This is a genomic window from Sphingobacterium sp. 40-24 (assembly GCF_001899705.1).
In the GTDB taxonomy this organism is placed as follows: Bacteria; Bacteroidota; Bacteroidia; order Sphingobacteriales; family Sphingobacteriaceae; genus Sphingobacterium; species Sphingobacterium multivorum.
The window spans coordinates 30,521-54,421 of record NZ_MKWH01000059.1; the positions used below are offsets into that span (position 1 = coordinate 30,521).

The window sequence follows — 23,901 nt, forward strand, 5'->3', positions numbered from 1 at the left end:
TCTATATCAACGACCGTTTTTAAATTATTGACAAGACAGAGCTTTACCACATCGGGTCATCACTCAAAGACCTCGGCAAAAAATGGTTTGCCTCTTCCCGAATGGATATTGAAGTCGGCAGGATGCTTCAAATATTGGGTAGTCAGTAAGTGTGTTAGCAATTTAAGTGGATTTAATATTTTTATCCTTTACAAATTGTTTATTTATGATTTCCATTGAGTTCAGTTAAGCGTTTTCCTTGGTGATTTGAAAATCTGCGGTTCTTTGGTTCGCCAATCATTTGTTTACCGTAAATACTAGTGTGGCCTGACAAGAGATACGAAATTACACAAGCGATAGCTACATATACACCACATTCAACACCAAATAGTTCAATTGCCATAATAATACAAGCTAATGGTGTATTGGTTGCTCCTGCAAATACAGCAACAAATCCCATTCCTGCCAAAAGTCCTGTTGGTAACGGAATGAATAAACTTATAGTATTTCCCAAAGTTGCTCCGATAAAGAATAACGGCGTTATTTCGCCGCCTTTGAAACCTGCCGAAAGTGTGATAATAGTAAAAGCCATTTTCAACGCAAAATCATATGCAGGTAATTGTTGGTCAAACGAGTGAACAATAGTTGGAATACCTAACCCAATGTATTTTGTTGTGCCGATTGCCCAAACCGCAAAAGCCACAATCACTCCGCCAACTAAGGGACGAAAAGGAGCAAATTCAATTTTTGATTTAAAAATCGCACTTGTTTTATGAATGACCTTGCTAAATGTTGCGGAACATAACCCAAAAATAATCCCTGCAATAATTGCATATATAATATTTAGAAATGAAATGTTGGGTACAAAATTGATGTGATAATGTGTGTGATGTGTCTGCCAAAGTTTGGTAACTAAATCGGCAATAATTCCTGCGGCAAATGCAGGAAAAATAGCATCATATTTCAGTCGTCCGATTAGAAAAACTTCCAAACCAAAGACTGCACCTGCTAATGGTGTTCCGAATACGGAGCCGAAACCTGCGGAAATAGCCGAAATAATTAAAATTTTTCGTTCGCTCTCTGTCAATCGAAAAGGTTTGACAAATTGGTCGGCAATAGCACCCGCCATTTGTAAAGCCGTCCCCTCACGTCCTGCCGAGCCGCCAAAAAAATGCGTAGCAATAGTTCCGATATACACATACGGAGCCATTCGGAACGAGATAATTTCTTTTGGATTGTGAATGGTGTCAATAAGCAAATTATTTCCTGCTTCAATGTCTTTGCCCAAATAGTAATAGAGCAAACCGATGAAAAAACCACCAATTGGCAATAATGCAATTAACCATAAATGATTTTCACGATAATTTGTAACCCAGTCCAATGATTGCAGAAAACCTGCTGAAGCACTACCAACACAAAGTCCGATAAGCAAACATAAAAATGTCCATTTAAGGATGTAGGAAATTGAAGGATACTTTCTGAAAAATACTTTCGTAGATAAATTGATTTTTTGACCGAATGACTTTTTGTTATTTATTGACATAACCAACCCGATTAAAATGTTAAACATTTAATTTAATCAGGCGTCATCAGCTTTTAAAAGCGGTTGGGTAAGGAAGAACACCATTTCCTTTTGGAACGACAAATGTATTAAAAAAATATTATAATATATCTGCCGTAAAGAAATATCCTTTTTGTCTTTTCATTCTATTACGCCAAATACCGCCTCTCAACGCCAAACCTTGCAACATTCACAAAGGCATTTGCTTCCGCTTATAATTTTAGGCTTCAAGCAAAATTCTAAACAAAATTATAGTATGAGTACACAGCAAAAAGACCTATCGTATTTCAGGTTACGACTGCAAGAATTATTAAACAGCAGCTTCCCTGAAAAGGCACACGACCAAAAGTTTATCGACCAACGTTCATCGTGGGCTGCCAATGCTTATGAGGTGGCTTTCCGTTCGGGAAACGTAGTTGAGCAATGCAACGAGATTGCCAATTATATCCTGTTTGAAAATCTGCATTTCTCCAAATTCGATACGGTTTTCCAAGTCGTATGCAATGAGTTTGATACCCTAATGGCAGACGAAGAACTACGACCGTTCGCTCTTAAAATGTTCACCGTCTGTGAGCCTGTTTTCTCCAACTATAAATTAACTGATGATTTCGCTTACACCTATGAGTTTGATGCTCTTTATACCGAAGTAACTGGAACCATTGCAATATGGATAGAGAAAAATGGGCTTCAGTAAAAAGCAACATCTCCAACAAAACATTGATGCCTTACGAATTGCTTTTAAACTGGAAAAGGAGAACCGTCAAGCCACCGTAGGCGAAAGACTGCTAATGATGCAATACAGCGGATTTGGCGGTCTTAAATTCGTGCTGAACCCCATAGCGGATGATATAGACATCAACCATTGGAGAAAAACCGAACATAACCTTTTCCCGATTGTGCAGGAACTCCACCAACTGCTAAAAGAAAATCCCCAAGACGAAAAGCAATACCGCAGGTACGTGGACAGTATGAAAAGCTCGGTACTAACCGCTTTTTATACACCACCGCAGGTGATAGATGCCATTTCGCAATCAATGCGTGATAAGGGTTTGCACATTGACAAGTTCCTTGAACCATCGGCAGGTATCGGATCATTTGTCGAATCCTTTGCAGGGAACGAAACCAAAGTTACAGCCTATGAAAAAGATGTGCTCACAGGAAAAATATTAAAACAGCTTTATCCCGAAAGCACTGTCCGTATAAGCGGTTTTGAAGAAATACCCGAAAAAGAACAAAACAGTTACGATGTTGTTGCCAGCAATATCCCTTTTGGCGATACTTCTGTTTTTGACCTTTCGTATTCTCGTAGTAAAGAGAGTGCAAAAGTTCAGGCTGCCCGAAGCATTCACAATTATTTCTTTCTGAAAGGTAACGATATGCTCCGTGAGGGCGGTTTACAGGCTTTTATTACCTCACAAGGGATTTTAAACAGTCCGAATAACGAGCCTATACGCAGAGCGTTGATGGAAAACAACGATTTGGTATCCGTAATTCGCTTACCCAATAATCTATTTACTGATTATGCAGGTACTGAGGTCGGCAGTGATCTTATCATTCTCCAAAAGAATACAGCAAAACAAAATCTGACCGAAAGAGAAGATTTATTTTGCCAAAGTACGAAAACAGGCTACGGTACGCCAAGCAATGCTTTGTTAGATAAAAGTGGACAAATTGTACATACACATTGGAAAGTAGCTACCGACCCTTACGGGCAACCTGCTTTAATCTATACACACAACAAGGGTGTTGAGGGCATTGCAAATAGCCTTGAACAGATGCTTTCCGATGATTTTGGAAAGCATTTAAACTTGTCTTTGTACAAAGAAAAACGGAATGATGAACCTATTGTTCAAATTCCGACACAGCCCATTGTTACACCTCCAGTTATTGAACGTGAAATTCAAGAGCGTGAAATCATTCAGCCGGAACAACATCGTTTAACACAATCAGCCATCATACTGGAAAGTCCGCAGGAATTAAAACAGTTAAGCATTTTCGACCTGTTTGAAAATGATGATGAAAACATAGCGGTTTTAACTCCACCAAAGAAAGCAACGAAATCTAAAAAGCAAACTACCAAAAAACAACGGGCTAACATTGGTCGCCAAATCGACCTGTTCAGTTCAGCAATGCAGCAACCTTATACGCCTTCAGTTTCCAATGGCTCGGTCAATAGAACCGTTCCACCCAACGGAACAAAACAGGAAATTATTCGCGATTTATTTTCGCAGTCTAACGGAAATGACCAGGCTGATAAACCAGCTATTTCCGTACCTGTTCTTGCAGCCATTCCTAAGCCTGCTCCGTATAGTGGCGAATTGCAATCGTTCCATCGTAACGATTGCCTTGTGGTTGATAATGGTTGGGTAGGTCATTTACAGGAAGTAGATAAAGTGGATAAAACTGCAATGTTCTACCCATTGCAATTACCTTCTTTACAGAAAGCAAGAGCCGAAGCGTATATCGGAGTACGTGATATTTACCAACAGCTTTACAATAAAGAAGCGGAACTACAAACCGAACATAAGGCAGAAAGAGAAAATTTAAACCAACTGTACGATGCTTTTGTAAAAAGGTACGGTAGTCTGAACAGTGCCGATAATATCAAGCTGATTAAGACGGATAGTGCCGGAAAAGAAATCCCTTATTTGGAGCGTGTAAAAGGGAGTGTTATCCATAAAGCGGATATTTTCAGCCATCCTGTAAGTTTTTCCACGACAACATTAGCAACCGATAATCCCGAAGAAGCATTAGCATCCTCATTGAATAAATACGGAAGTGTTGATTTGGACTATATGTCCGAAATCAGCAGTATGTCTGCAGATGCCTTGAAAGATGCTCTGCACGGTCGTATTTTTTATAATCCCCTGCAAAGTGAATACGAAATTTCCGAACGCTGGATAGCCGGTAACGTGGTAGAAAAAGCACAGGAAATAATAGAATATGTAGAAAGCAATCCCGAAAATACCGAAGCAAAGCACAGCCTTATGGTATTGGAAGAAGCCCGACCAAGACGTATCGAATTTGAGGAACTGGACTTTAACCTTGGTGAACGCTGGATACCCACAGGTATTTATGCCAAATTTGCTTCGCACCTGTTCGATGCGGAAGTGAATATCCATTATTCCGACAGTTCCGATAATTTTTCCGTAATCTGTAATCGGGGCAATCAAAATATATGGGTAAAATATGCGGTAAAGGCTGAAAGCAGGACGTTTGATGGCGTTGCTCTGCTCAAACACGCTCTTGTCAATACGACGCCCGATATCACCAAAAAAGTCGAAATAGACGGCAAGGAAGTCAAAGTAAAGGATATGGAAGCCATACAGATGGCAAACACTAAAATTGACGAAATACGTACCGCTTTTACCGATTGGTTACACGCACAGAGCAATGAGTTTAAAAAAAGGCTAACCGACCAATACAATGATAAGTTTAATTGTTTTGTTCGCCCAAACTATGATGGAAGCCATCAGGAGTTTCCGGGATTAGACCGTAAAGCATTGGGCATTGAAGACCTGTACGGAAGTCAAAAAGATGCCGTATTGATGATTAAACTCAATAACGGTGCTATCTGCGATCACGAAGTAGGTGCAGGAAAAACATTGATAATGTGTACGGCAGCACAGGAAATGAAGCGTTTGGGACTTGCTCATAAACCAATGATAATCGGGCTGAAAAGTAATGTGCACGAAATCGCCGAAGCCTATCGCACTGCCTATCCACACGCTAAAATCCTCTTTCCGGGCAAAGAAGATTTTACACCGCAAAAACGCCTGCGAATTTTCGGAGATATTAAAAACAACGATTGGGACTGTGTGATTTTAACACACGACCAATTCGGTATGATACCGCAATCGCCAGAAATTCAAAAGGAAATCCTCGAAATAGAATTGGATAATGTGGAGCGAAACCTCGATGCGATGCAGTCGCAGGGAGCTGAAGTAACAAGAGGTATGCTTGCCGGGTCCATTAAACGGAAAGAAAACCTCGAAGTAAAGCTAAAGACTTTACAGCACGATATTGAAAATCGCAAAGATGATATTGTCGATTTTAAAATGATGGGCATAGACCATTTATTTATCGACGAGAGCCATCAGTTTAAAAACCTGATGTTTAACACCCGTCACAGCCGTGTAGCTGGATTGGGTAACGTGGACGGTAGCCAAAAAGCGTTAAACCTGCTGTTTGCAATCAGAACCATACAGGAGCGTACCGATGCAGATATGGGTGCAACCTTTCTTTCGGGTACAACTATCAGCAATTCATTGACGGAATTGTACCTGCTCTTTAAATACCTGCGACCACGGGCATTGGAAAAACAAGGTATTAACTGTTTTGATGCGTGGGCAGCAATCTATGCCCGAAAAACGACTGACTATGAGTTTTCGGTTGCCAACAATATTGTGGCGAAAGAACGTTTTCGATACTTTATCAAAGTACCCGAGCTTGCACAGTTTTACTCGGAAATTACGGATTACCGTACTGCAAAGGATATTGGTATCGACCGACCTGTAAAAAATGAAATCCTGTATAACATTCCACCAACTCCCGACCAGGATGTATTTATTAAAAAACTGATGGAATTTGCCAAAACAGGAAATGCAGTCTTGTTGGGAAGACCGCCCTTATCTCCAACAGAAGAAAAAGCAAAGATGCTGATTGCTACGGACTATGCCCGTAAGATGTCATTAGATATGCAAATGGTAAGCGGAGCTTACAAAGACCATCCCGATAGCAAGGCTTCACATTGTGCAGGTAATATTGCCAAATATTACAACAAATTCAACGCACAGAAAGGAACGCAGTTCGTGTTCTCGGATTTGGGAACGTATAAGCCTAATGAATGGAATGTGTATTCCGAAATTAGACGCAAACTCGTGGAAGACCACGGTATACCTGCAAACGAAGTACGCTTTATACAGGAAGCAAAAACGGACAACCAACGTAAGGAACTGATTAAAGGAATGAATGAGGGCAAAATCCGTGTGTTATTCGGCTCAACAAGTATGCTCGGTACAGGTGTCAATGCACAGAAAAGAGCTGTTGCCATTCATCATCTGGACACACCTTGGCGACCAAGTGACCTTGCCCAACGTGATGGTCGAGCAATCCGCAAAGGCAATGAGATTGCCAAGTTCTTTGCCGATAATAAAGTAGATGTAGTTATCTATGCCGTTGAAAAATCACTAGATAGTTATAAGTTTAATCTGTTGTTCAATAAACAGTTATTTATCGACCAATTAAAATCCAATAATCTCGGTAAACGTACTATTGATGAGGGCAGTATGGACGAAAAATCGGGAATGAATTTCTCAGAATATGTAGCAATTCTTTCGGGAAATACTGACCTGTTGGATAAAGCCAAAGTAGAAAAACAGATTGCTGGATTGGAAAGCGAAAAACAGGCGTTTAACCGTTCCAAATCAAGTGCGAAATACAAGCTGGAAGATTTTACGGCAGAACTGGGTAAAGCTCAATCCCGCTTTGACAGGATGAGCCTTGATTGGACTAACCTTCAAGGACGTATTCAGAAAAAGCAGGACGGTACGATTATTAATGCTGTTCAGTTAGCCGACCTACCAGCTAATGCAAACCCAAAACAGATTGGAACTAAACTCAATGAGCTTGCGGACAAAGCTCGTACAGGTGGAGATTATGAAGAAATCGGAAATCTTTACGGTTTTCAGCTTTTGGTTAAAACCGAAGCCACACAAAAAGATAGTAGCAGTCTTGTAGAAAAACATAACCGTTTCTTTATTCAGGGCGAGGGAAATATCAAATATACCTTCAACAGTGGTGTAATGGCAAAAGAACCCGAAACCGCATCATTGAACTTTTTGAGGGCATTGGAAAAACTGCCAACTTACATAAAAAAAGAGCAAGAGAATATCATAGAGTTCCAAAAAGATATACCTATACTTCAGCAAGTAGTAAACGGAACCTGGGCAAAGGAAAAACGACTAAGCGAACTCAAAACCGAATTAGCAGGTATTGACCGGAAGATACAATTATCCCTTTCGCCAGATAAAAAAGCAGATGCTCTGGAGCAAGTGGAAAAGCAGAAAGAAACTCCAAAATTTCAGGAAGGCATTATACGGACAAAAGGTATTCATATACCTCGTAGTATATTTTAGTAACATAGTATACGGGCAAAATAAAAGGGAGATCTAACATCTTCCTTTTATTTTATCACTCTTGCACCAAATACTGCAAATCTGGATCGTTTTTAATTCGCTCCAATTCACTTTCAATTATATGAACTACGTCTGATTTTATCTGCCGATAGTTTTTTTCAATCTCTTGTTTCATATTATCTGTACCGTTCTTATCTGTGAAAGATAAAATCTGCGGTATTTTTTGATAGGCTTTAGTTTCGGAAGCTACTTTGTCATTATCTACTACGATTTCACAGTGAAATATTTTCTGTTCAATACGTTCATCAAAATTGTCTGAAATTGCTCCTACAAACATCCCTTGTGTTAGCGTCGATATTTTAGATGCCGGTATTAAACTATCTAACTGAGTTGAAATAGAAGTAGATTTATCATTTCGGTTGATGGTCATACTCTGGCGTTTCTGCAACACTTTACCGAAGCGTTCGGAAAGGCTCTTTGCCGTTTCGCCTACAACCTGCCCACTGAAAACATTACCGACGGTATTCTGAATAACCTTGCTTTCCTTATCGCCGTAATCTCTTGTTAATTGCGAAAAGTCCTGAAAACCCAGGCATACCGCCACCTTATTACTTCTCGCCGTTGCGATGAGATTGTCCAGTCCTCTAAAATATATCGTCGGCAGCTCGTCGATGATGACGGAGCTTTTTAACTGTCCTTTTTTGTTGATTAATTTTACGATCCGGGAGTTGTACAAACCCAAAGCTGCCGAATAAATATTTTGGCGGTCGGGGTTATTACCTACGCACAAAATCTTTGGTTCTTTCGGGTTATTGATGTCGAGCGTAAAATCGTCGCCCGTCATAACCCAGTACAGTTGCGGGCTAATCATTCTTGATAAAGGAATTTTTGCCGATGCTATCTGACCTTGTAATTGGTCTTGTGCGCCACTTTGCCAAGCGTCCATAAACGATGACAAATAATTTTCTAAATCGGGATAGGAAGTTAAAATCGTGAACACGTCCGAATACTTTTTATTCAGCAATTCGATGGCGTGCGGGAAAGTGCAATACTTCCCGTTTTCGTAGATTTTGAGATACCAAATAATGGCTGCAAGCAATATAATTGGGCTTTCCACGAAGAAATCCCCTTGCTTCAAAATCCACGACTTGTTAAGATTTAGCATTATCGTATATGCCGCTTCGTAGGCATCCGATATGTCCGTCATAAATTCGGGATTGAGTGGATTACAACGGTGGCTCTTGCGTGGGTCGTCGAAGTTTATCACGTAGAATTTGGGTTGTACTTCGTACTTATCCCGATGCTTCAGTAAGTGATTGTAGGCAATAGTAGAAAGGTCGTCGAACTTGAAATCGTAGATGTACATACTAAACCCTTTCTCTATCTGCTGCTTGATGTAGTTGTTTACAATTGCATAGCTCTTGCCCGAACCTGGTGTGCCCAACACAATCGAGGCTCGAAAAGGGTTCACGATGTTAATCCAACCGTTGTTCCATTTGTTTTTGTAAAAGAACTTTGTGGGTAGATTGACGGAATATTCGTTTTCCATCAGCTTTGTTTCCTGTTGGAAGCTCTCGTTTTCATTATTGAAAACGTCGTCCATCAGGTTGTTCTTTAATAGTCTGCTCATCCATACACCCGCCATCAGCAAAGCGATATAGCCTAACGATATAGTCAGGATATACAGGAACGTGCCTACTGCCGGGGATAGCTTTAGCAATGGTGTGTTCAGGAAAAACAGCACGAAACCGATACCCAAAGTCACGTAAATTTTAGTCCAGGTTATCTTCTCATTCTTTACGCCCTTAGTGCCTAAACAGCTTAAAGCGAGCAATACCAAAGCAAAGGCTTTGGTATATAGGGTATGTGAGAACAAACCCGCCGTTCTGTCGAAATTGCCTAAAATCTTGTTGATTACTTCCAGTGTCCAGCCACGTTCTAAAAAGAACCCGTAGCAGAACCAATAAAGGTGCATCAGTACCAATAGAATACTGACTGCCCGCATAAAAGCCATTATCTTGGCTAAGCCTCTTAAATCGTCCTCTCCCTGCATTATTTTGAGTTTTAATGTTCGGGCGTGAATTTAAAGTCTGTGCGGAATAGTTATAAGATTGTGGTAGTCTAAGGCAGTACGTGGCGGTATTTGGCTTAATCAGTGTATTTATTTAGGAGCGGATTTCATTAATGATTTATAGGAAGTAAGGAATGCGGACAAACTCTTGTATCCTACTTTGAATGCTACTTCTGTAAGGGTATATTTTTTAGTATCAATTAGTTCAATACTCTTCAAAATACGGGTAAGCTGTATATATTTCTGTATGGTTATCCCCGTTTCATTTTTAAAGATACGTTGTAAATTGCGTACCGACATATTCGCAATTTCTACATAATCTTCGACTTTAAACTCATATCTGAAATTTTCATTGATATGACTGCAAATCGGAATTAGTCGCTCGTCTGAAGGTACAGGGATTTCCAAAGCATTATTTTTCTGATAAAAATCTGGAAGGTTTTGCAAAATGGCTAATAAAAAGACTTTCTGATTATCATCTTCAATAAGTTGTTTATTCCACTTAGTTGCATAATTGAGCATTTCGTGTAAGACAATAGGAACACGGAAAATCTTTACGGAATTGTAAAATTGATTTTGCGGAATATACTTAAAGAGCAATACTGTCAGATTAACGGTTTCTGCTGATGATGATATGCGGTGTTTTATATTTGACGGTATCCATATTGCGTGATTTTGAGGTACAAAATAAACCTTATTCTCTATGTAAAAATACTGAAAACCCTCTGTAACATAGGATAGCTGATAACGTGCGTGAGAATGCTCGTAATCATCGTGTTTCCAGTTTTGTTGCTGCCATATATAAGCATCGCTTATAACATCATCTGAATAATTGCCAGGAGTTGTTTCCTTAAGACCACATTTTAGCATTGCGTTTTAAATATACTTTTTGGCAAAGCTAATAAAAACGAAATATTTAATTTTGCAATATTATTAGAAAAATTTCCTGTGCAATGAATAAAACAATCTCATTTTTAGTTTTCACGCTCTCCTTTTTATTATCAATCAACACTACTGCTATGGCTCAAAATAAGAAAACAAACATACTGGTGCTTATCCATTCTGATAATGGCGGCACTTATGAACTGGCAAAGAACATTACCGAAGGAATTGAGAAAAATAGCGATGCTAATGCTACTATAAAGTTGGTGAAAGCATCAGATAATGTCAAGTTGAAAGACATTCCCGTAGCCAACGTTGATGAATTAAGTTCCTACGATGGCATAGCTTTTGGCTCGCCTGTGTACTTCGGGAATATCAGTACGGCAATGAGCGAATTTTTATCAAAAACGGTAGATGTCTGGACAAAACACGAATTAGAAGGTATGCCTGCAACTGTTTTTATGTCTGCAGGAAGCGGAGCCGGAAAAGAACTGGCATTGCAATCTTTCTGGAATAGTCTGGCAGTACACGGTATGATACTGGTATCAAATGGTATTCGTGGATATGAAAACATAGAAAAAAATATACCGCAAGGGAACTCGGTGTTAGGTACAACTAGTCTGGCTTCCTTAAAAGATGTGACAAGACCAAGCAAAAGCGAACGTTATCTTGCCAAATTCCAGGGAGAAAATTTTGCTAAAGTTTCCACGGCATTAAAAGGAACTTTCAAACAAAAGTCAATCGAAACTAAATCTGCATACACAGTGGATATCAACGAGGTATTGAAACAGAAAAATATTGTTTTACCTGAATTACCAAAACCTGTAGGAAACTACGAGCTTTTTTCGCGTTCCGGGAATTTAGTATTTATCAATCAGGTTTCACTTAAAGACGGAAAGATTTTATATCCTGGAAAAGTCGGTATTGATGTTACTGAACAACAAGTAGAAGAAGCGACCAAAGTTACTATGCTCAACATTATTGCAATTTTGAAAGAGGCAGTGGGAGGCGATTTGAACAAAGTAAAAAAATGTGTGCAATTGATTGGCGTTTTTAATACTCCTGAAACATATACGCAGCACGCTATGTTGATGAATGCAGCTTCTGACCTGACAGTGGAAATATTCGGAGAAAAGGGAAAGCATACACGAAATACATCGGGGGCATATTCCTTACCAGTTGGTTCTTCTGTATCTATTCAGGCAATTTTTGAAGTTGAGTAGATAGCTGTTATACGCAGATAGATAATTATTGATAATGAGAAAAATAATTCTGATTACCATTCTTTCATTCACTATGTTGCAATATACTGTCTTTCAGAAAGGTCAGCGTAATGTTAAAGAACGAATCCAATATATTTTTAGTGAACTATAAAAGGAAGAATTACATTTTTTTCTTCCTTTTCTTCTTCATCTTGTTAGCAAAATCCTGTTCCTCATAATCCTCGCCCTGGGCTTCGGGTAGCAAACCGCCCAATGCTTCAATCAAACCATCTTCGTGTTTTTCCGTAGTTAAGAAGTCGAACAAATGGTGTGGTTCTTCCGCAGGAAGATCCGCATCATTTGATGTGGATAGTTTGGGGATTGGTACAGCAGCTTCTTTTATATCCGGTTTGATATTATTATTCCAGTAATCATTAAAGACATTGGCAGAAAGCTCCTTGTCTAAACGTGAACCGTTCCAAACTGCTTTGGAATTATGGTCTATGAATGTGATACCATAAATACGACCTGTATCGTTCTGTCGTACCACCACGTTAATGCCCTGTTCAATTAGCTGCTTTTTAAAAGCCTGCTCGTCGCTCGTGGTTTTCAGGGCAACGGTAACGGCAGCTTTTAGGGTCTGCTTGCCTGGGTGGTCTTTCAAAGCCGTTTTGCATTTCGCAAAATGCAATTCCAAAGCCGGAAGCCCTGCGCTCTTTCCGAACAGGGAAGCCTTGAACGGATGCCCGGCTTTTTCGCCATTTTCATTTAAGGGGATGTACAGTAAACCCTGCCGCATCTTTTTGTGTAGTTCGCCCTCCACTTTTTCGGTGGTAATATTGAACAGGGATAGCAGGGCATTGTATTCGCCCAAAGTCTGGTACTGGTAATAGTTTGGCAGGTGACGAACAACCGAAGCGATTTGGCTCTTTACGTCGCCTGCCTTATAATCTATCGGGAGGAAAACATTGTCATTTTGGTTACGCTCTTTATCGGTTGCGGGTATCAATCCATGTTTCTGCTCCAGTTCACGGCACAGGTTCATAGACCGCATTTTCTCGAATTTGTCCGAAATCTTTTTGCCTTGTTCATCAACACAAACCGATACAATATGAATATGGCTTCGGTCAATATCAGTGTGCTTGAATACCACAAAAGGCTGTTCTTCATAACCCAGCTCCCGCATATACTGTTGTGCTATTTCCCGATATTTATCATCACTAACATTATCTTTCGGGTCGGGATTGAGTGAAATATGCAAAGTATGTTTCTCAGTTTTTTGATTTGCCAGAAGATAAGGAGCAAAAGATTGTGCCAATTGCGCAACGGAATATTGCCCGCTTGCCGTTTCAATAATCTTATTTGTAAACAAGATTTGTCCGTTTTCTTTCTCTACTTTTAGATTATTATATGCCAACGCACCGTACAAATTTGCACTTCTACCGATTTTTGCTATCATTTCTGTTATTTTTTGAGGTATTTCTTGTCAAATTCCTCGGTTATTTCCAGCACTTTTTTAAACAGCTCAACCATTTCTGTCGTCTGCTTTTCTAATTTATACAGGTATGCCGATGCTTTTTTCTCCGAAAAGCTCTTGTACAATAGCTTTACAATCTGGTTATAATTGACACCAATAGAACGAAACTGACTGTGAAACGAAGTCAACCGCATATAGAAATCAACCGTTCCTTTGTCAATCTGAACGGACTTCATTTTGTTTCCGAACAGTTGTGTAATGATAAATTTTGCTTTGTTGGGCATTCCTGATCCTTCAAAAAGCGATAAAAATTTGGCGTTTTCTTCGTCCGTAAGACGAAAAACGTGACGGTGGGTACTTGGGTCAAGCTTTGGCTTACGACCGCCCTTATTTCGTTTGTTATTATTGCTCTCGTTCATCACTAATCCATTTTTTAATCCGTACAAAACCTCGACTTCGGAGAGTGTTTTTCAGCTCCCAGCAGGGCAAGTTGTTTTGAGGCACGAACTCGGTTTCGAGTGCCTCAAAACACAACTTGCCGTGTTCTGTTGAACACAAAAATCCGCCCTGCGGGACGGATTGATTTTAACAGGGAAAAACGGCTCGATGCCGTGGCTGTTAAACTCCATTTTGTCCATTCGATTTTGCATAAATCCGTTAATAAAAATCATTATACAAAGTAAAGACCTGTTTTTGAAAGCATTGTACTGTGATACAGTGCCAAACAATGCCTTTGAACGCCAAACAATGCCACATTGAAAGAACTGCTTATTTATCTCTTTTTATTTGTACCAACAAAAGGATATAAGTGCATAAATAGTTATGCACGTAACAACCTAAGTATATAACTATCGAGGTAGATAGATAAAAAAACAAGTACATAGGAAAGTACATGTTCAGATACCTATCTGTGTAATTCTACATGTAGAGATGCAGGCACATCAGTAAATAGGTTTTTCGATACAAACTTACTTACCTGCACACCTACAGAGGTATGTGTTTAGGTGTATAGATACCTGCCTAAATATATCTGTATTGAGTAACATATCTATATGCAGAGATAAATAGGTAGCAGACTGCAAACATAGGCACCTACGCAAATAGGTAAATGAGTATATAAATAATTAAAAAAAAGTTAAAGAGATGAATGCAAAACACAAAACAGTTTTTATCGCCTTTTCTTCTCAAAAAGGTGGCGTAGGTAAGAGTACGTTTACAACACTTGCGGCAAGCATCCTGCATTATCGTTTGGGCTACAATGTAGCTGTATTTGATGCAGATTTTCCACAGCATAGCCTGTTGAAAATGAAAGAGCGTGATTTGAAAATGGTAATGGAAAACGAGGCTTTGAAAAAGCTGGCGTATAAACAGTTTACCACCATCAACAAAAAGGCGTACGAAATTATTCAGCACAGAGCGGATAGCGTACTGGAAGCAGCCAACGAATTTGTTGAGGCTTCTCCGGTTTCAATTGATGCTGTATTTTTTGACCTTCCGGGAACGGTAAACACGCCGGGTATTCTGAAAGCATTGGCGGGAATGCACCACATTTTTACGCCAATCACGGCAGATCGTGTAGTAATGGAAAGCACGCTCGTTTTCACACAGCTCTTGCAAGACGTGATTATGAAAAAAGGCGAAACGTCCATAAAAACGATCAACCTGTTCTGGAACCAGGTTGATGGCAGGGAGAGCACACCTTTATACGATGTGTATAACAACCTTATCAATGATTTGGGATTTAGCCTGATGCAAAGCCAAGTAAAAAACAGCACACGCTTTCGCAAAGAAAGCGAAGTGAACAGCAAAGCTATTTTTCGCTCAACGCTGATGCCTCCGGACGAAAGGTTGATGAACGCCTGCCAACTAGACCTTTTTATGAACGAATTTTTAAAAATCATTCAATTATAATCCCTATGGAAAAAGATAATAAGAAAAAAATTACTCCTGATATTGACGAGGAGCTAATGATGAACCTGATGGTTGACGGTGTAAAGAAAGAAGGGTTACAGCTTCCACCGGAACCTGAACCAAAAGCAACCGAAACTGTGGTCGTTAAGCCAAAGGAACTATCACAGGATAAACAGGCTGTCAAGGATAAGAGCCGTAGTAAGAGAACTTCTGAAATAGATTACGAAAATACATTTTTTAAGAAATCAGACACCAATGCCCGTGACGGAAAAACAGTTTATATCAGACCAGAATTTCATGAAAAATTGACACGCATCATACAGGTGATTGGCGAAGATAAGATTACTATTTATGCTTATTTGGACAACTTACTGGATTATCATTTTCAGGAATTTAGCGAACAGATTACCAAAAGTTATAACGACAAGTATAAACCTATTTAATAATTATGGAAACATTAATTGTAATATGCCTGCTGATAGTCATTGGGCTATTGTTGCATGATAAGATTGTTATCAAAAAGAGGTCGGAGCAAAAGCCGAAACAGGAAAAAGTCAATCCTAATCTTCCAGATATAATGGGGCAACCGAAACCTATAAGATGCCAATTAGTGCCAAACACCGCCACTGAACGCCAAATGGAGGATCTACAGTTTAATCCTGCTAATTTAGACATAGAATACGACGAGAATGAAAACTTAGGTATTCAAATTCCGCAGGAAGAACTGGATGAGGTTTTTAGTAATACGCCTGATTTTGAGGAAGAGGAAGAAGAATGGAACAGGTATGGAATATCCGGTGGCAATAATGGTTTAGCCCAAGGGGTTACTTTTGAAGAACTAAGCTCCGTGGGGGTATTGCTCCAAAAAGAAAAATTGGAAACAGCCCAAAAGGAAACAGCGATAGCTATAGTTCATAAAATACAGGGAACCGAATTATTCAGCCTACTGGAAAATTCCATGGACGGTGCATCCAGAAAAATTGCGGAGCTTTTGGATAATACAATCATTTCTGAAACGGATGCCGGTTCTTCCACTTTGCGGAAAAGTGATTTGAATGATTTTGACATTGGGGAGTTTGTTTAACTCCCCAATGTTTTATGAATGAACCTTAATCAATATCAATCACATTAGCATCTCCAAACCATTCTTTAGCTTTTGCAATAACTTGTGCATCTGGATTGTGAAAGAAAACCGCTAAATTTTCTTTAGCCCTTGTACAACAAACATAGAATATTTTTTGAGTTCTATCCAATACAGTTGCTGACCCTGTTTCTAAGAAAAGATTACCAAAATTATAATTATTCCAACCGCCATTATCAAGTATAACTAAAACATTGTCAAATTCTGCACCTTTGGTTTTATGCTGTGTTGAAAACGGTGTTTGTCCTTCAAGGTATTCATATAGTTTTTGAAATTCACTGAACTTAACATCCTTCACTCGATTATACAAATACTCTTTGTTCTCTTTAAAAGCAATCAGCTTATCATCAATCAAACAAATTCTCTTTTCGTTAGCGTCATTAATAACTTGTTCAATCGTATTATCTCCAACATTCACAAGGCTTTCAATATTTTCTTTTAAGGCTTTTTTGCTTGCAATATTTGTTATTTTAAAATGATAATCTGTGGCTCTTAAAAATTCATTGTACTTTTTATTTTGATACAAAGAAATATTATTCTGAATTTTAAATAAGTGTTTTATAAGATTATCTCTTTTTGAACCTTTCTTGTTTTCATCATCTTCATCTTGCTTTTTATCATCAAGTAATTGGTCTTTGTCAACATACATTTTGGAAAATTCAAGAAACTTTAATGATTTGGCATAATTATACAATTCGGCATTACCATCAATAAAAATCTGCATTGTATTTGTTGGACGAACAGCGTTTAAATCTCTGCCACTTTTTCCTTGCTGTAATACTTCAATTACTTCTCCAAATGTATTTTCTGAAAAATCATTAGCTACGTTATTATCTTTAATGTATTTCTTAATTCTATCTCTATAGCTTAACACGTGGTCTCTATCATAAATATCCATCAAGGTTCTAAAACCAGCCTTACCTGCTATTAAATTGTGAGTAAGGTTCAGTTCTTTTGTTTCCTTTGAATTATTGAAGTCCCAAGCATAATTTGCTGCTAAAAACTCTTCAACCTTATTGATGTTCCCATCAGTGGAATGCAGAAACAAAACAGTGCCTTGCTTTATTACACCACCAGCCATATTAGGAGCTTTCGGGTCGGCAGATGGCTCTTGAGTTATACCATCGGTACGAAGTTTGTTCGCCAAATCAATAATAAGTTTGGGATTTCTTCTATTTTGCTTCTTTGGAATTTCGTTTACTTTTTCAGCATCTTCTCCTTTATAATCGTCTAAGTTACCAATGCCATCTTCATAAATTGATTGCATAGCATCTCCAAAAAAACCTACGATATTCTTTCTTTCACTTTTCTTGAAATGTGTAAGAAATGTTTCTACAACAGCTTTATTTGTATCCTGATATTCATCAATGAAAATGAATTTGTATTTATCTTTTACTATACTGCTAAGTTTGGGGTATTTTTCAAAGAGATAGTTGGCTACTGTAAGTAATTCATCGTGGGATATAATTCCTTCACGTATTCTAACAAACTCTTTGTACTGTACACCATCAGGCAAAACTGCATAATAATCATCTGGAACAGGATTGACTTCTTCAATAGAAATTTTGGTTACTTCGTCATTGTTCGCTAAGGAAATAAGAGCTTCTTTAAGTTCTTTTTGAAAATGTTTAATACTATCCCATAAGAAATCGTGTATAGTGGATACATTAAGATTTTTATGGTTTACCCTTTCTTCAATTTCTTTAACTGCTGCATTAGTGTATGTCATACAAGCAACCTTAGCTGTTGGATTTTCGGCTATTGCTTGACGAATAACACTTACTAATGAATATGTTTTACCACTTCCTGCACCGCCGCTTAATAGGAAATTCCTGCCGTTATCAATTGACTGAAAAATTTCCTGTACTTCCGGTTCTAAATTTAATCTTCCTTCAGCCATAACAAACCATTTTTAATGTAAGCCGGAATATTCCAATTACTAAAGTTTTCATCACTATGATACAATATATCTAAAGCGAAATGGGTTTTCTTCTTAACACACTTATCTGCTAAATCATAAGGGCTTTTCTCATCGTCATCAAAATCAGAAGCGTTTTTTATTCCTTGGAAAGTATCTTTATTTTCTTTTACAAATGCTCTATTCAGATGTATAAAAGCATCTTCAAAACTCCTTGCGTGATAGGTGTTTTCTTCCTGCTGATAGCATATACAAATTGTAGAACTCCCGACAATAATTGTTCTACCTCCAACAGGCAGAGCTTTTAAATCTTCCCAAGTTACAGCATTTAAGAAATGACCAATTGCAGAATTACTTGTTTTGGTGCCTTCTTTAACAGGACAAGCTCCCCAAACATCATCGCCTTTGGTATTTTTACCTGTCACTTTAATAGCATCAATATCTGTTAATATCAATGATTTGATACCTAAGAAATCGATAAACTTCTCAAATATGTGTGAATATGCACCAACTTCTATAATTGAAATATTTTGAGACAGAAGTGGTAAGAATGTATCTGCATTACCTTCTGCTTCTAAACGAACAACTTCTTCTAAGTCTACTTTTCGCATAAAAGTCGGTATCAAAATTCTTTCTGTATCTCCTTCGATTAGGACTGCCTTATCAGCAAAAAAGATTTCAGCTCTGCTAATTGTAAGATATTGTTTTAAGAATTGATAGTGTTTCGGGTCTTTATCATATAGAGCCACTAAATCCTTTAAATTTTTAGCATTCACATCATTTTTTGCTATTGCTTTCAAATATTTTATATCATTGAAATCACTATCTGCAACAATGTGTGATGAATGTGTTGTAATAATGTACTGCAATGGTCTATTTATCCCATCATCTCTTTTAACACCCTCCTTAAGTAGCTTTTTTATATTTTTTATAAAGACGTATTGCATTTGGGGATGGGTATGAGCTTCAGGTTCTTCTATGATAAGTAGATTTATGTCTGCTGGCTTTTTGTCTTTATCCTTTTTGAAATCCTGTACTAAAATTTCAATTTCAAAAATCATACTTATAAGGTTCATATATCCTAAACCATTATAGTGCTCGGGTAATTTATGGTCATCGTGAGTGTAAACCACTGTAGTATTTCCTTCAAGTAATTCTCTGTGTTGTAATGTTGAAATAATTTCAATGTCAGTATCATTTAACTTAACGCCACCAAAATCCTGTACTTTTTTTATCACATCTTTAAATAGGTCTTTGTAGATCTCGCTTAATGTACTATCGGTTTCTGAAAGCTGGTCTTTAAAGTCTTCTGTAGCCTGAGTTTTATCGCTACTATCTTCTTTCTTCTTATAGAGGCTTGAGGTTTGTTTTGATAGTGTGTTTTCCTTTTCCTTATTTGTCACATCTCTCCTTGCACTTATGTACTTGAAACTAATGATGTCTTTTAAATTAATATTTTCACTAACAAGGTCAATTGGTTTAGTGTCAGTAATCTTGTTTGTTGCTGTGTCGTATTCAAAAGAGAATTTATGAATTTTAAAATAAGCTTCTAAGTTTTGCTTTAAAAAATATTTTAGCTCCCTTGGTTTATATTCTTTCTTCTTAACATTTTTTGCATTTTCACTGGCTGCAAAGCCTGCATAATCAGCTTTTATTCTTAAAAAATCATCATAACTTACAGTGTATTCAAAACCTAAAACAATATTGTTATTGTCAGGGTCTAAATCCATTAATACTCTGCTGACATTAGATAAATCATCAGTATCACTATATTCAATATAAACTTTTAGCTTAATGCCTTTGGAAAGAAATTCATCTGGAACATCACCCGACTTAATTAAACCTTCAATTTCGTTTTTGAAATCAATATTAAAGTCATCGTAAGAAAATCTACTTTTCTCATTTATAAATTTATCCAGAACTGATAGAATGGAAGTCTTTCCTGTATTGTTTTTTCCGATAACGAGAGAAAGCTCATCTTCGAGGTCCATAGAGAAAGTCTTCAGCAATCGAAAGTTTTCAACTTCTATTTTTTTTATCTTCATAATAGCTGGTTATAGTATTTGATTATTTTTTATTCTCCTCTTTTTTTAATCTTTTTTGAGATATTTTTAAAACCTGTTTGCTTACAGGCTCATTTTTCAGCAACTCAATTATCTTATCCGACAGCCATAGTATCAATAACTCATTAATCGGAATTTTATAAAATTCTGCAAGCCTTTCAATATGTTTTCTTGGCAATGGTCTTTCTTCATTTTCAACCTTACTGATAAAAGCACTATCCAATTCTAATGCAGCTCCAACTTCTCGTAGAAATAAGCCTTTATCTTCTCTTAGTTCTTTTATATGTTTACCAAATGCCATTTTGCTTTTTTAAGACTTGTCTAAATAAGTCAAATTTAAGTATTTTTTTCTGATAAGTATATATTGTAAAGCCATTAACCGCCAAATAATTCCTCTGACTGCCAATTTGTTAGACTGCCTCGTTTTCCGAAACACCTTTGTCCCGAAAGCCCGCATGGTGCGGGTGAACTTAACAAATTAATGTGTTTCAATTATGGAAAAACAAAGAAAAAAAGTTTTGCTGGCAACTGTAGCGATGTTGTCAGGAATTGGTGCGTTTGCACAGGGAAATGGTTCGGCTGGTATTAATGAGGCAACCCAAATGGTAACGTCGTATTTCGATCCTGCAACTCAACTCATCTATGCCATCGGTGCAGTTGTAGGGCTCATCGGAGGTGTTAAGGTGTATAACAAATTTAGTAGTGGAGATCCTGACACAAGCAAGACGGCAGCTTCTTGGTTCGGTGCTTGTATCTTCCTGATTGTAGCAGCTACCATTCTGCGTTCATTCTTCCTTTAATCCTTTGCCTTATGAATTACAATATCAACAAGGGCATCGGAAGAACGGTGGAATTTAAGGGACTGAAAGCACAGTACCTGTTCATCTTCGCTGGAGGATTGCTCGGTACCTTAATCTTCGTGATGATAATGTATATGGCAGGTGTAAACTCTTACATCTGTCTACTGCTCGGAACCGGAGGTACTTCGCTTATCATCTGGCAGACCTTTTTACTGAACAGGAAATATGGTGAACACGGACTAATGAAGTTGGGAGCCATAAAAAGGCATCCCCGTTACATCATCTGCCGCAAGCCTGTACACAGGTATTTAATATTCACTCCTAAATCCAAAAACGTATGAGAAATGTAGCTAAGACAGCCACATTGGAAAACAAATTTCCTTTGCTGGCAGTAGAGAACAACTGCATTCTTTCTAAAGATGCAGATATTACCGCCTGTTTTGAAGTACGGTTGCCGGAACTATTTACCGTTGCATCGGCAGAATACGAGGCTATTCATTCCGCTTGGCACAAAGCAATCAAAACCTTACCAGACTTTACCGTCATTCACAAACAGGATTGGTACATCAAAGAGAATTACGCTCCCGATTTGGTACAGGAAGACCAGAGCTTTCTGTCAAAATCCTACCAACGTCATTTCAACGAACGACCATTCCTGAACCATTACTGCTATTTGTTTCTGACAAAGACCACTAAGAATAGAATGCGTATGCAAAGCAATTTCAGTTCGCTTTGTAAAGGCACACTCATTCCAAAGGAAATCAATAAAGAAACGATACACCGATTTATGGAAGCGGTGGCTCAGTTTGAGCGGATTGTGAACGATAGCGGATTTATAAGCCTGCGACGTTTGACCGAAGACGACATCATTGGTACGGACGAAACACAGGGATTGCTGGAGCAATACTTAACGCTGTCAAGAGAAAACGGAACGGCAATGCAGGACATCGCACTCAGTGCTGAAGAAGTCCGTATTGGAAACAAAAGGTTGTCCTTGCACACCTTGTCCGATACGGACGACCTGCCTGCAACCGTTTCGGCTGATACCCGGTTTGAAAAACTCTCTACCGACCGAAGCGACTGTCGATTATCGTTCGCTGCACCTGTAGGATTGCTCCTTAGCTGTAACCATATCTATAACCAATACCTGTTTTTGGATAACAGCGAGGATAACCTGCAAAAGTTTGAGAAATCTGCCCGTAACATGCACTCGTTGGCTCGGTACAGCCGTGCCAACCAAATCAACAAAGAGTGGATTGAGAAATACTTGAACGAAGCACATTCATTCGGACTTTCTTCTGTTCGTTCACACTTTAATATTATGGCTTGGTCGGAAGATCCCACGGAACTCAAACAACTAAAGAATGATTGCGGTAGTGCATTAGCATTGATGGAATGCAAGCCACGTCACAATACAACGGATGTAGCCACCTTGTATTGGGCTGGAATGCCAGGCAATGCAGGTGATTTTCCGAGCGAGGAAAGTTTTTACACATTCATAGAACCTGCCTTATGTTTCTTTACCGAAGAAACCAACTACCACAATTCGCCTTCCCCATTTGGTATCAAGATGGCTGACAGGCTTACAGGAAAACCTATCCATTTAGATATTTCGGATTTGCCGATGAAACGAGGGATTATCACTAACCGGAACAAGTTCATACTTGGTCCGTCAGGTTCGGGAAAATCTTTTTTTACAAACCACATGGTTAGGCAATACTACGAGCAAGGTGCTCATGTATTGCTGGTAGATACAGGAAATTCTTATCAAGGATTGTGTGAATTGATTAAGGGAAAAACCAAGGGCGAAGACGGTGTTTACTTCACTTATACCGAAGATAACCCGATTGCCTTTAATCCATTTTACACCGATGATGGTGTGTTCGACATTGAAAAGCGTGAGAGTATCAAAACTTTGATACTCACGCTTTGGAAACGTGACGATGAACCGCCTACAAGGTCAGAGGAAGTTGCCTTGTCCAATGCCGTTTCAGGTTATATCGACCGAATAAAAAACGAGGGCATTTTCCCATCATTCAATGGCTTTTATGAATATGTAAAAGGAGATTACCGCAGGGTACTCGAAGAAAAACAGGTTCGTGAAAAAGACTTTGATATAGCAAATTTCCTCAACGTTTTAGAACCTTATTACAAAGGTGGCGAGTATGATTATCTGCTGAACTCGGACAAGCAGTTAGACTTGTTATCCAAACGCTTTATCGTGTTTGAGATTGATGCGATTAAAGATCACAAAATCCTCTTTCCGATAGTTACCATCATCATTATGGAGGTCTTTATCAACAAGATGAGAAGACTGAAAGGTATCCGAAAGCTCATTTTGATTGAGGAAGCGTGGAAGGCAATTGCAAAAGAAGGAATGGCTGAGTACATAAAGTATCTTTTTAAAACAGTAAGAAAATTCTTCGGAGAAGCTATTGTCGTAACCCAAGAAGTCGATGATATTATCCAGTCGCCTATTGTAAAAGAGAGTATCATCAACAATTCCGATTGTAAAATCCTCTTAGACCAGCGTAAGTATATGAACAAGTTTGATGATATACAAGCAATGCTTGGGCTCACGGATAAAGAAAAAGCACAGGTACTATCCATCAATATGAACAACGATGCCAGTCGCTTGTACAAGGAAGTTTGGATTGGATTGGGCGGAACACACTCGGCAGTGTACGCAACGGAAGTAAGCCTTGAGGAATATTTGGTGCGCCCATAAGGGCATATAGTGAATGTGGTTTGGCAACCAC

At 38.5% G+C, this 23,901-nt stretch carries 17 protein-coding genes and 1 riboswitch; of the genes, 9 read left to right on the top strand and 8 right to left on the bottom strand.

Features of this window, described 5'->3' with window-relative positions:
• Positions 1 to 199: 199 nt before the first annotated feature.
• On the bottom strand, positions 200 to 1,522 hold the full coding sequence (locus BGP15_RS21640; protein WP_084106827.1) for a voltage-gated chloride channel family protein: 1,323 nt from the start codon (positions 1,520 to 1,522) through the stop codon (positions 200 to 202).
• Positions 1,523 to 1,552: 30 nt separating this feature from the next.
• A riboswitch (Fluoride riboswitch) is annotated at positions 1,553 to 1,619 on the bottom strand.
• A 177-nt stretch (positions 1,620 to 1,796) separates the two neighbouring features.
• Here BGP15_RS21640 and BGP15_RS21645 point away from each other — a divergent pair.
• Both BGP15_RS21645 and BGP15_RS21650 read left to right on the top strand, forming a co-directional pair.
• The gene (locus BGP15_RS21645) at positions 1,797 to 2,234 is read left to right on the top strand and encodes a DUF1896 domain-containing protein (RefSeq protein ID WP_038330892.1); all 438 of its coding nucleotides are present in this window, start codon (positions 1,797 to 1,799) and stop codon (positions 2,232 to 2,234) included.
• Positions 2,221 to 7,677 carry a helicase-like domain-containing protein gene (locus BGP15_RS21650; RefSeq protein WP_038330890.1) on the top strand — a complete coding sequence of 1,819 codons (5,457 nt, stop codon included), beginning with the start codon at positions 2,221 to 2,223 and terminating at the stop codon, positions 7,675 to 7,677. The genes BGP15_RS21645 and BGP15_RS21650 overlap by 14 nt, the downstream gene beginning before the upstream one ends.
• Positions 7,678 to 7,732: 55 nt before the next feature.
• On the opposite strand, the gene mobC is transcribed toward BGP15_RS21650, so the two are convergent.
• Both mobC and BGP15_RS21660 read right to left on the bottom strand, forming a co-directional pair.
• Positions 7,733 to 9,730 carry a conjugal transfer protein MobC gene (gene mobC / locus BGP15_RS21655; protein ID WP_038330888.1) on the bottom strand — a complete coding sequence of 666 codons (1,998 nt, stop codon included), beginning with the start codon at positions 9,728 to 9,730 and terminating at the stop codon, positions 7,733 to 7,735.
• A 108-nt stretch (positions 9,731 to 9,838) separates the two neighbouring features.
• Positions 9,839 to 10,618 carry a helix-turn-helix domain-containing protein gene (locus tag BGP15_RS21660; protein WP_038330885.1) on the bottom strand — a complete coding sequence of 260 codons (780 nt, stop codon included), beginning with the start codon at positions 10,616 to 10,618 and terminating at the stop codon, positions 9,839 to 9,841.
• Positions 10,619 to 10,701: 83 nt separating this feature from the next.
• On the opposite strand from BGP15_RS21660, the gene BGP15_RS21665 reads away from it, so the two are divergent.
• A complete protein-coding gene (locus BGP15_RS21665; RefSeq protein WP_038330883.1) occupies positions 10,702 to 11,853 on the top strand; it encodes an Atu1372/SO_1960 family protein in 1,152 nt (383 codons plus the stop codon).
• Between the two features lie 160 nt (positions 11,854 to 12,013).
• Here the strand turns inward: BGP15_RS21665 and mobB are convergent, their stop codons facing one another.
• Positions 12,014 to 13,291 (bottom strand): conjugal transfer protein MobB, encoded by a 1,278-nt coding sequence (mobB, locus tag BGP15_RS21670; protein WP_038330880.1) that lies wholly within the window; start codon positions 13,289 to 13,291, stop codon positions 12,014 to 12,016.
• A gap of 5 nt (positions 13,292 to 13,296) precedes the next feature.
• Entirely contained in the window at positions 13,297 to 13,728 is a 432-nt protein-coding gene (mobA, locus tag BGP15_RS21675) for a conjugal transfer protein MobA (protein ID WP_038330878.1), read from the bottom strand.
• A gap of 724 nt (positions 13,729 to 14,452) precedes the next feature.
• Between mobA and BGP15_RS21680 the strand changes: the two genes are divergently transcribed.
• The 3 genes from BGP15_RS21680 to BGP15_RS21690 are packed head-to-tail and all read left to right on the top strand — an operon-like array spanning position 14,453 to position 16,304.
• Complete coding sequence (locus tag BGP15_RS21680) at positions 14,453 to 15,220, top strand: ParA family protein (RefSeq protein ID WP_038330876.1); 768 nt, start codon at positions 14,453 to 14,455, stop codon at positions 15,218 to 15,220.
• 5 nt (positions 15,221 to 15,225) lie between these two features.
• The gene (locus BGP15_RS21685; RefSeq protein ID WP_038330874.1) at positions 15,226 to 15,663 is read left to right on the top strand and encodes a DUF3408 domain-containing protein; all 438 of its coding nucleotides are present in this window, start codon (positions 15,226 to 15,228) and stop codon (positions 15,661 to 15,663) included.
• A 5-nt stretch (positions 15,664 to 15,668) separates the two neighbouring features.
• Positions 15,669 to 16,304, top strand: a complete 636-nt coding sequence (locus BGP15_RS21690; protein ID WP_038330872.1) for a hypothetical protein — start codon at positions 15,669 to 15,671, stop codon at positions 16,302 to 16,304.
• Positions 16,305 to 16,329: 25 nt separating this feature from the next.
• Here the strand turns inward: BGP15_RS21690 and BGP15_RS21695 are convergent, their stop codons facing one another.
• Genes BGP15_RS21695 through BGP15_RS21705 form a run of 3 tightly spaced genes read right to left on the bottom strand, consistent with a single transcriptional unit; the run spans position 16,330 to position 20,643 of the window.
• Complete coding sequence (locus BGP15_RS21695; protein WP_038330870.1) at positions 16,330 to 18,261, bottom strand: ATP-dependent helicase; 1,932 nt, start codon at positions 18,259 to 18,261, stop codon at positions 16,330 to 16,332.
• Positions 18,243 to 20,324, bottom strand: coding sequence for an ATP-dependent endonuclease (locus BGP15_RS21700; protein ID WP_038330868.1), 2,082 nt, complete (start codon positions 20,322 to 20,324; stop codon positions 18,243 to 18,245). The genes BGP15_RS21695 and BGP15_RS21700 overlap by 19 nt, the downstream gene beginning before the upstream one ends.
• A gap of 22 nt (positions 20,325 to 20,346) precedes the next feature.
• Positions 20,347 to 20,643, bottom strand: coding sequence for a helix-turn-helix domain-containing protein (locus BGP15_RS21705; protein ID WP_038330866.1), 297 nt, complete (start codon positions 20,641 to 20,643; stop codon positions 20,347 to 20,349).
• 193 nt (positions 20,644 to 20,836) lie between these two features.
• Here BGP15_RS21705 and BGP15_RS21710 point away from each other — a divergent pair, with 193 nt between their 5' ends.
• From BGP15_RS21710 to BGP15_RS21720, 3 genes are read left to right on the top strand one after another with little or no spacing between them, the layout of a single operon-like run.
• On the top strand, positions 20,837 to 21,142 hold the full coding sequence (locus BGP15_RS21710; RefSeq protein WP_038330864.1) for a DUF4134 domain-containing protein: 306 nt from the start codon (positions 20,837 to 20,839) through the stop codon (positions 21,140 to 21,142).
• Between the two features lie 11 nt (positions 21,143 to 21,153).
• A complete protein-coding gene (locus tag BGP15_RS21715) occupies positions 21,154 to 21,483 on the top strand; it encodes a DUF4133 domain-containing protein (protein ID WP_038330861.1) in 330 nt (109 codons plus the stop codon).
• Complete coding sequence (locus BGP15_RS21720; protein ID WP_298939173.1) at positions 21,480 to 23,870, top strand: TraG family conjugative transposon ATPase; 2,391 nt, start codon at positions 21,480 to 21,482, stop codon at positions 23,868 to 23,870. Before BGP15_RS21715 ends, BGP15_RS21720 begins: the two co-directional genes overlap by 4 nt.
• Positions 23,871 to 23,901: the final 31 nt, after the last annotated feature.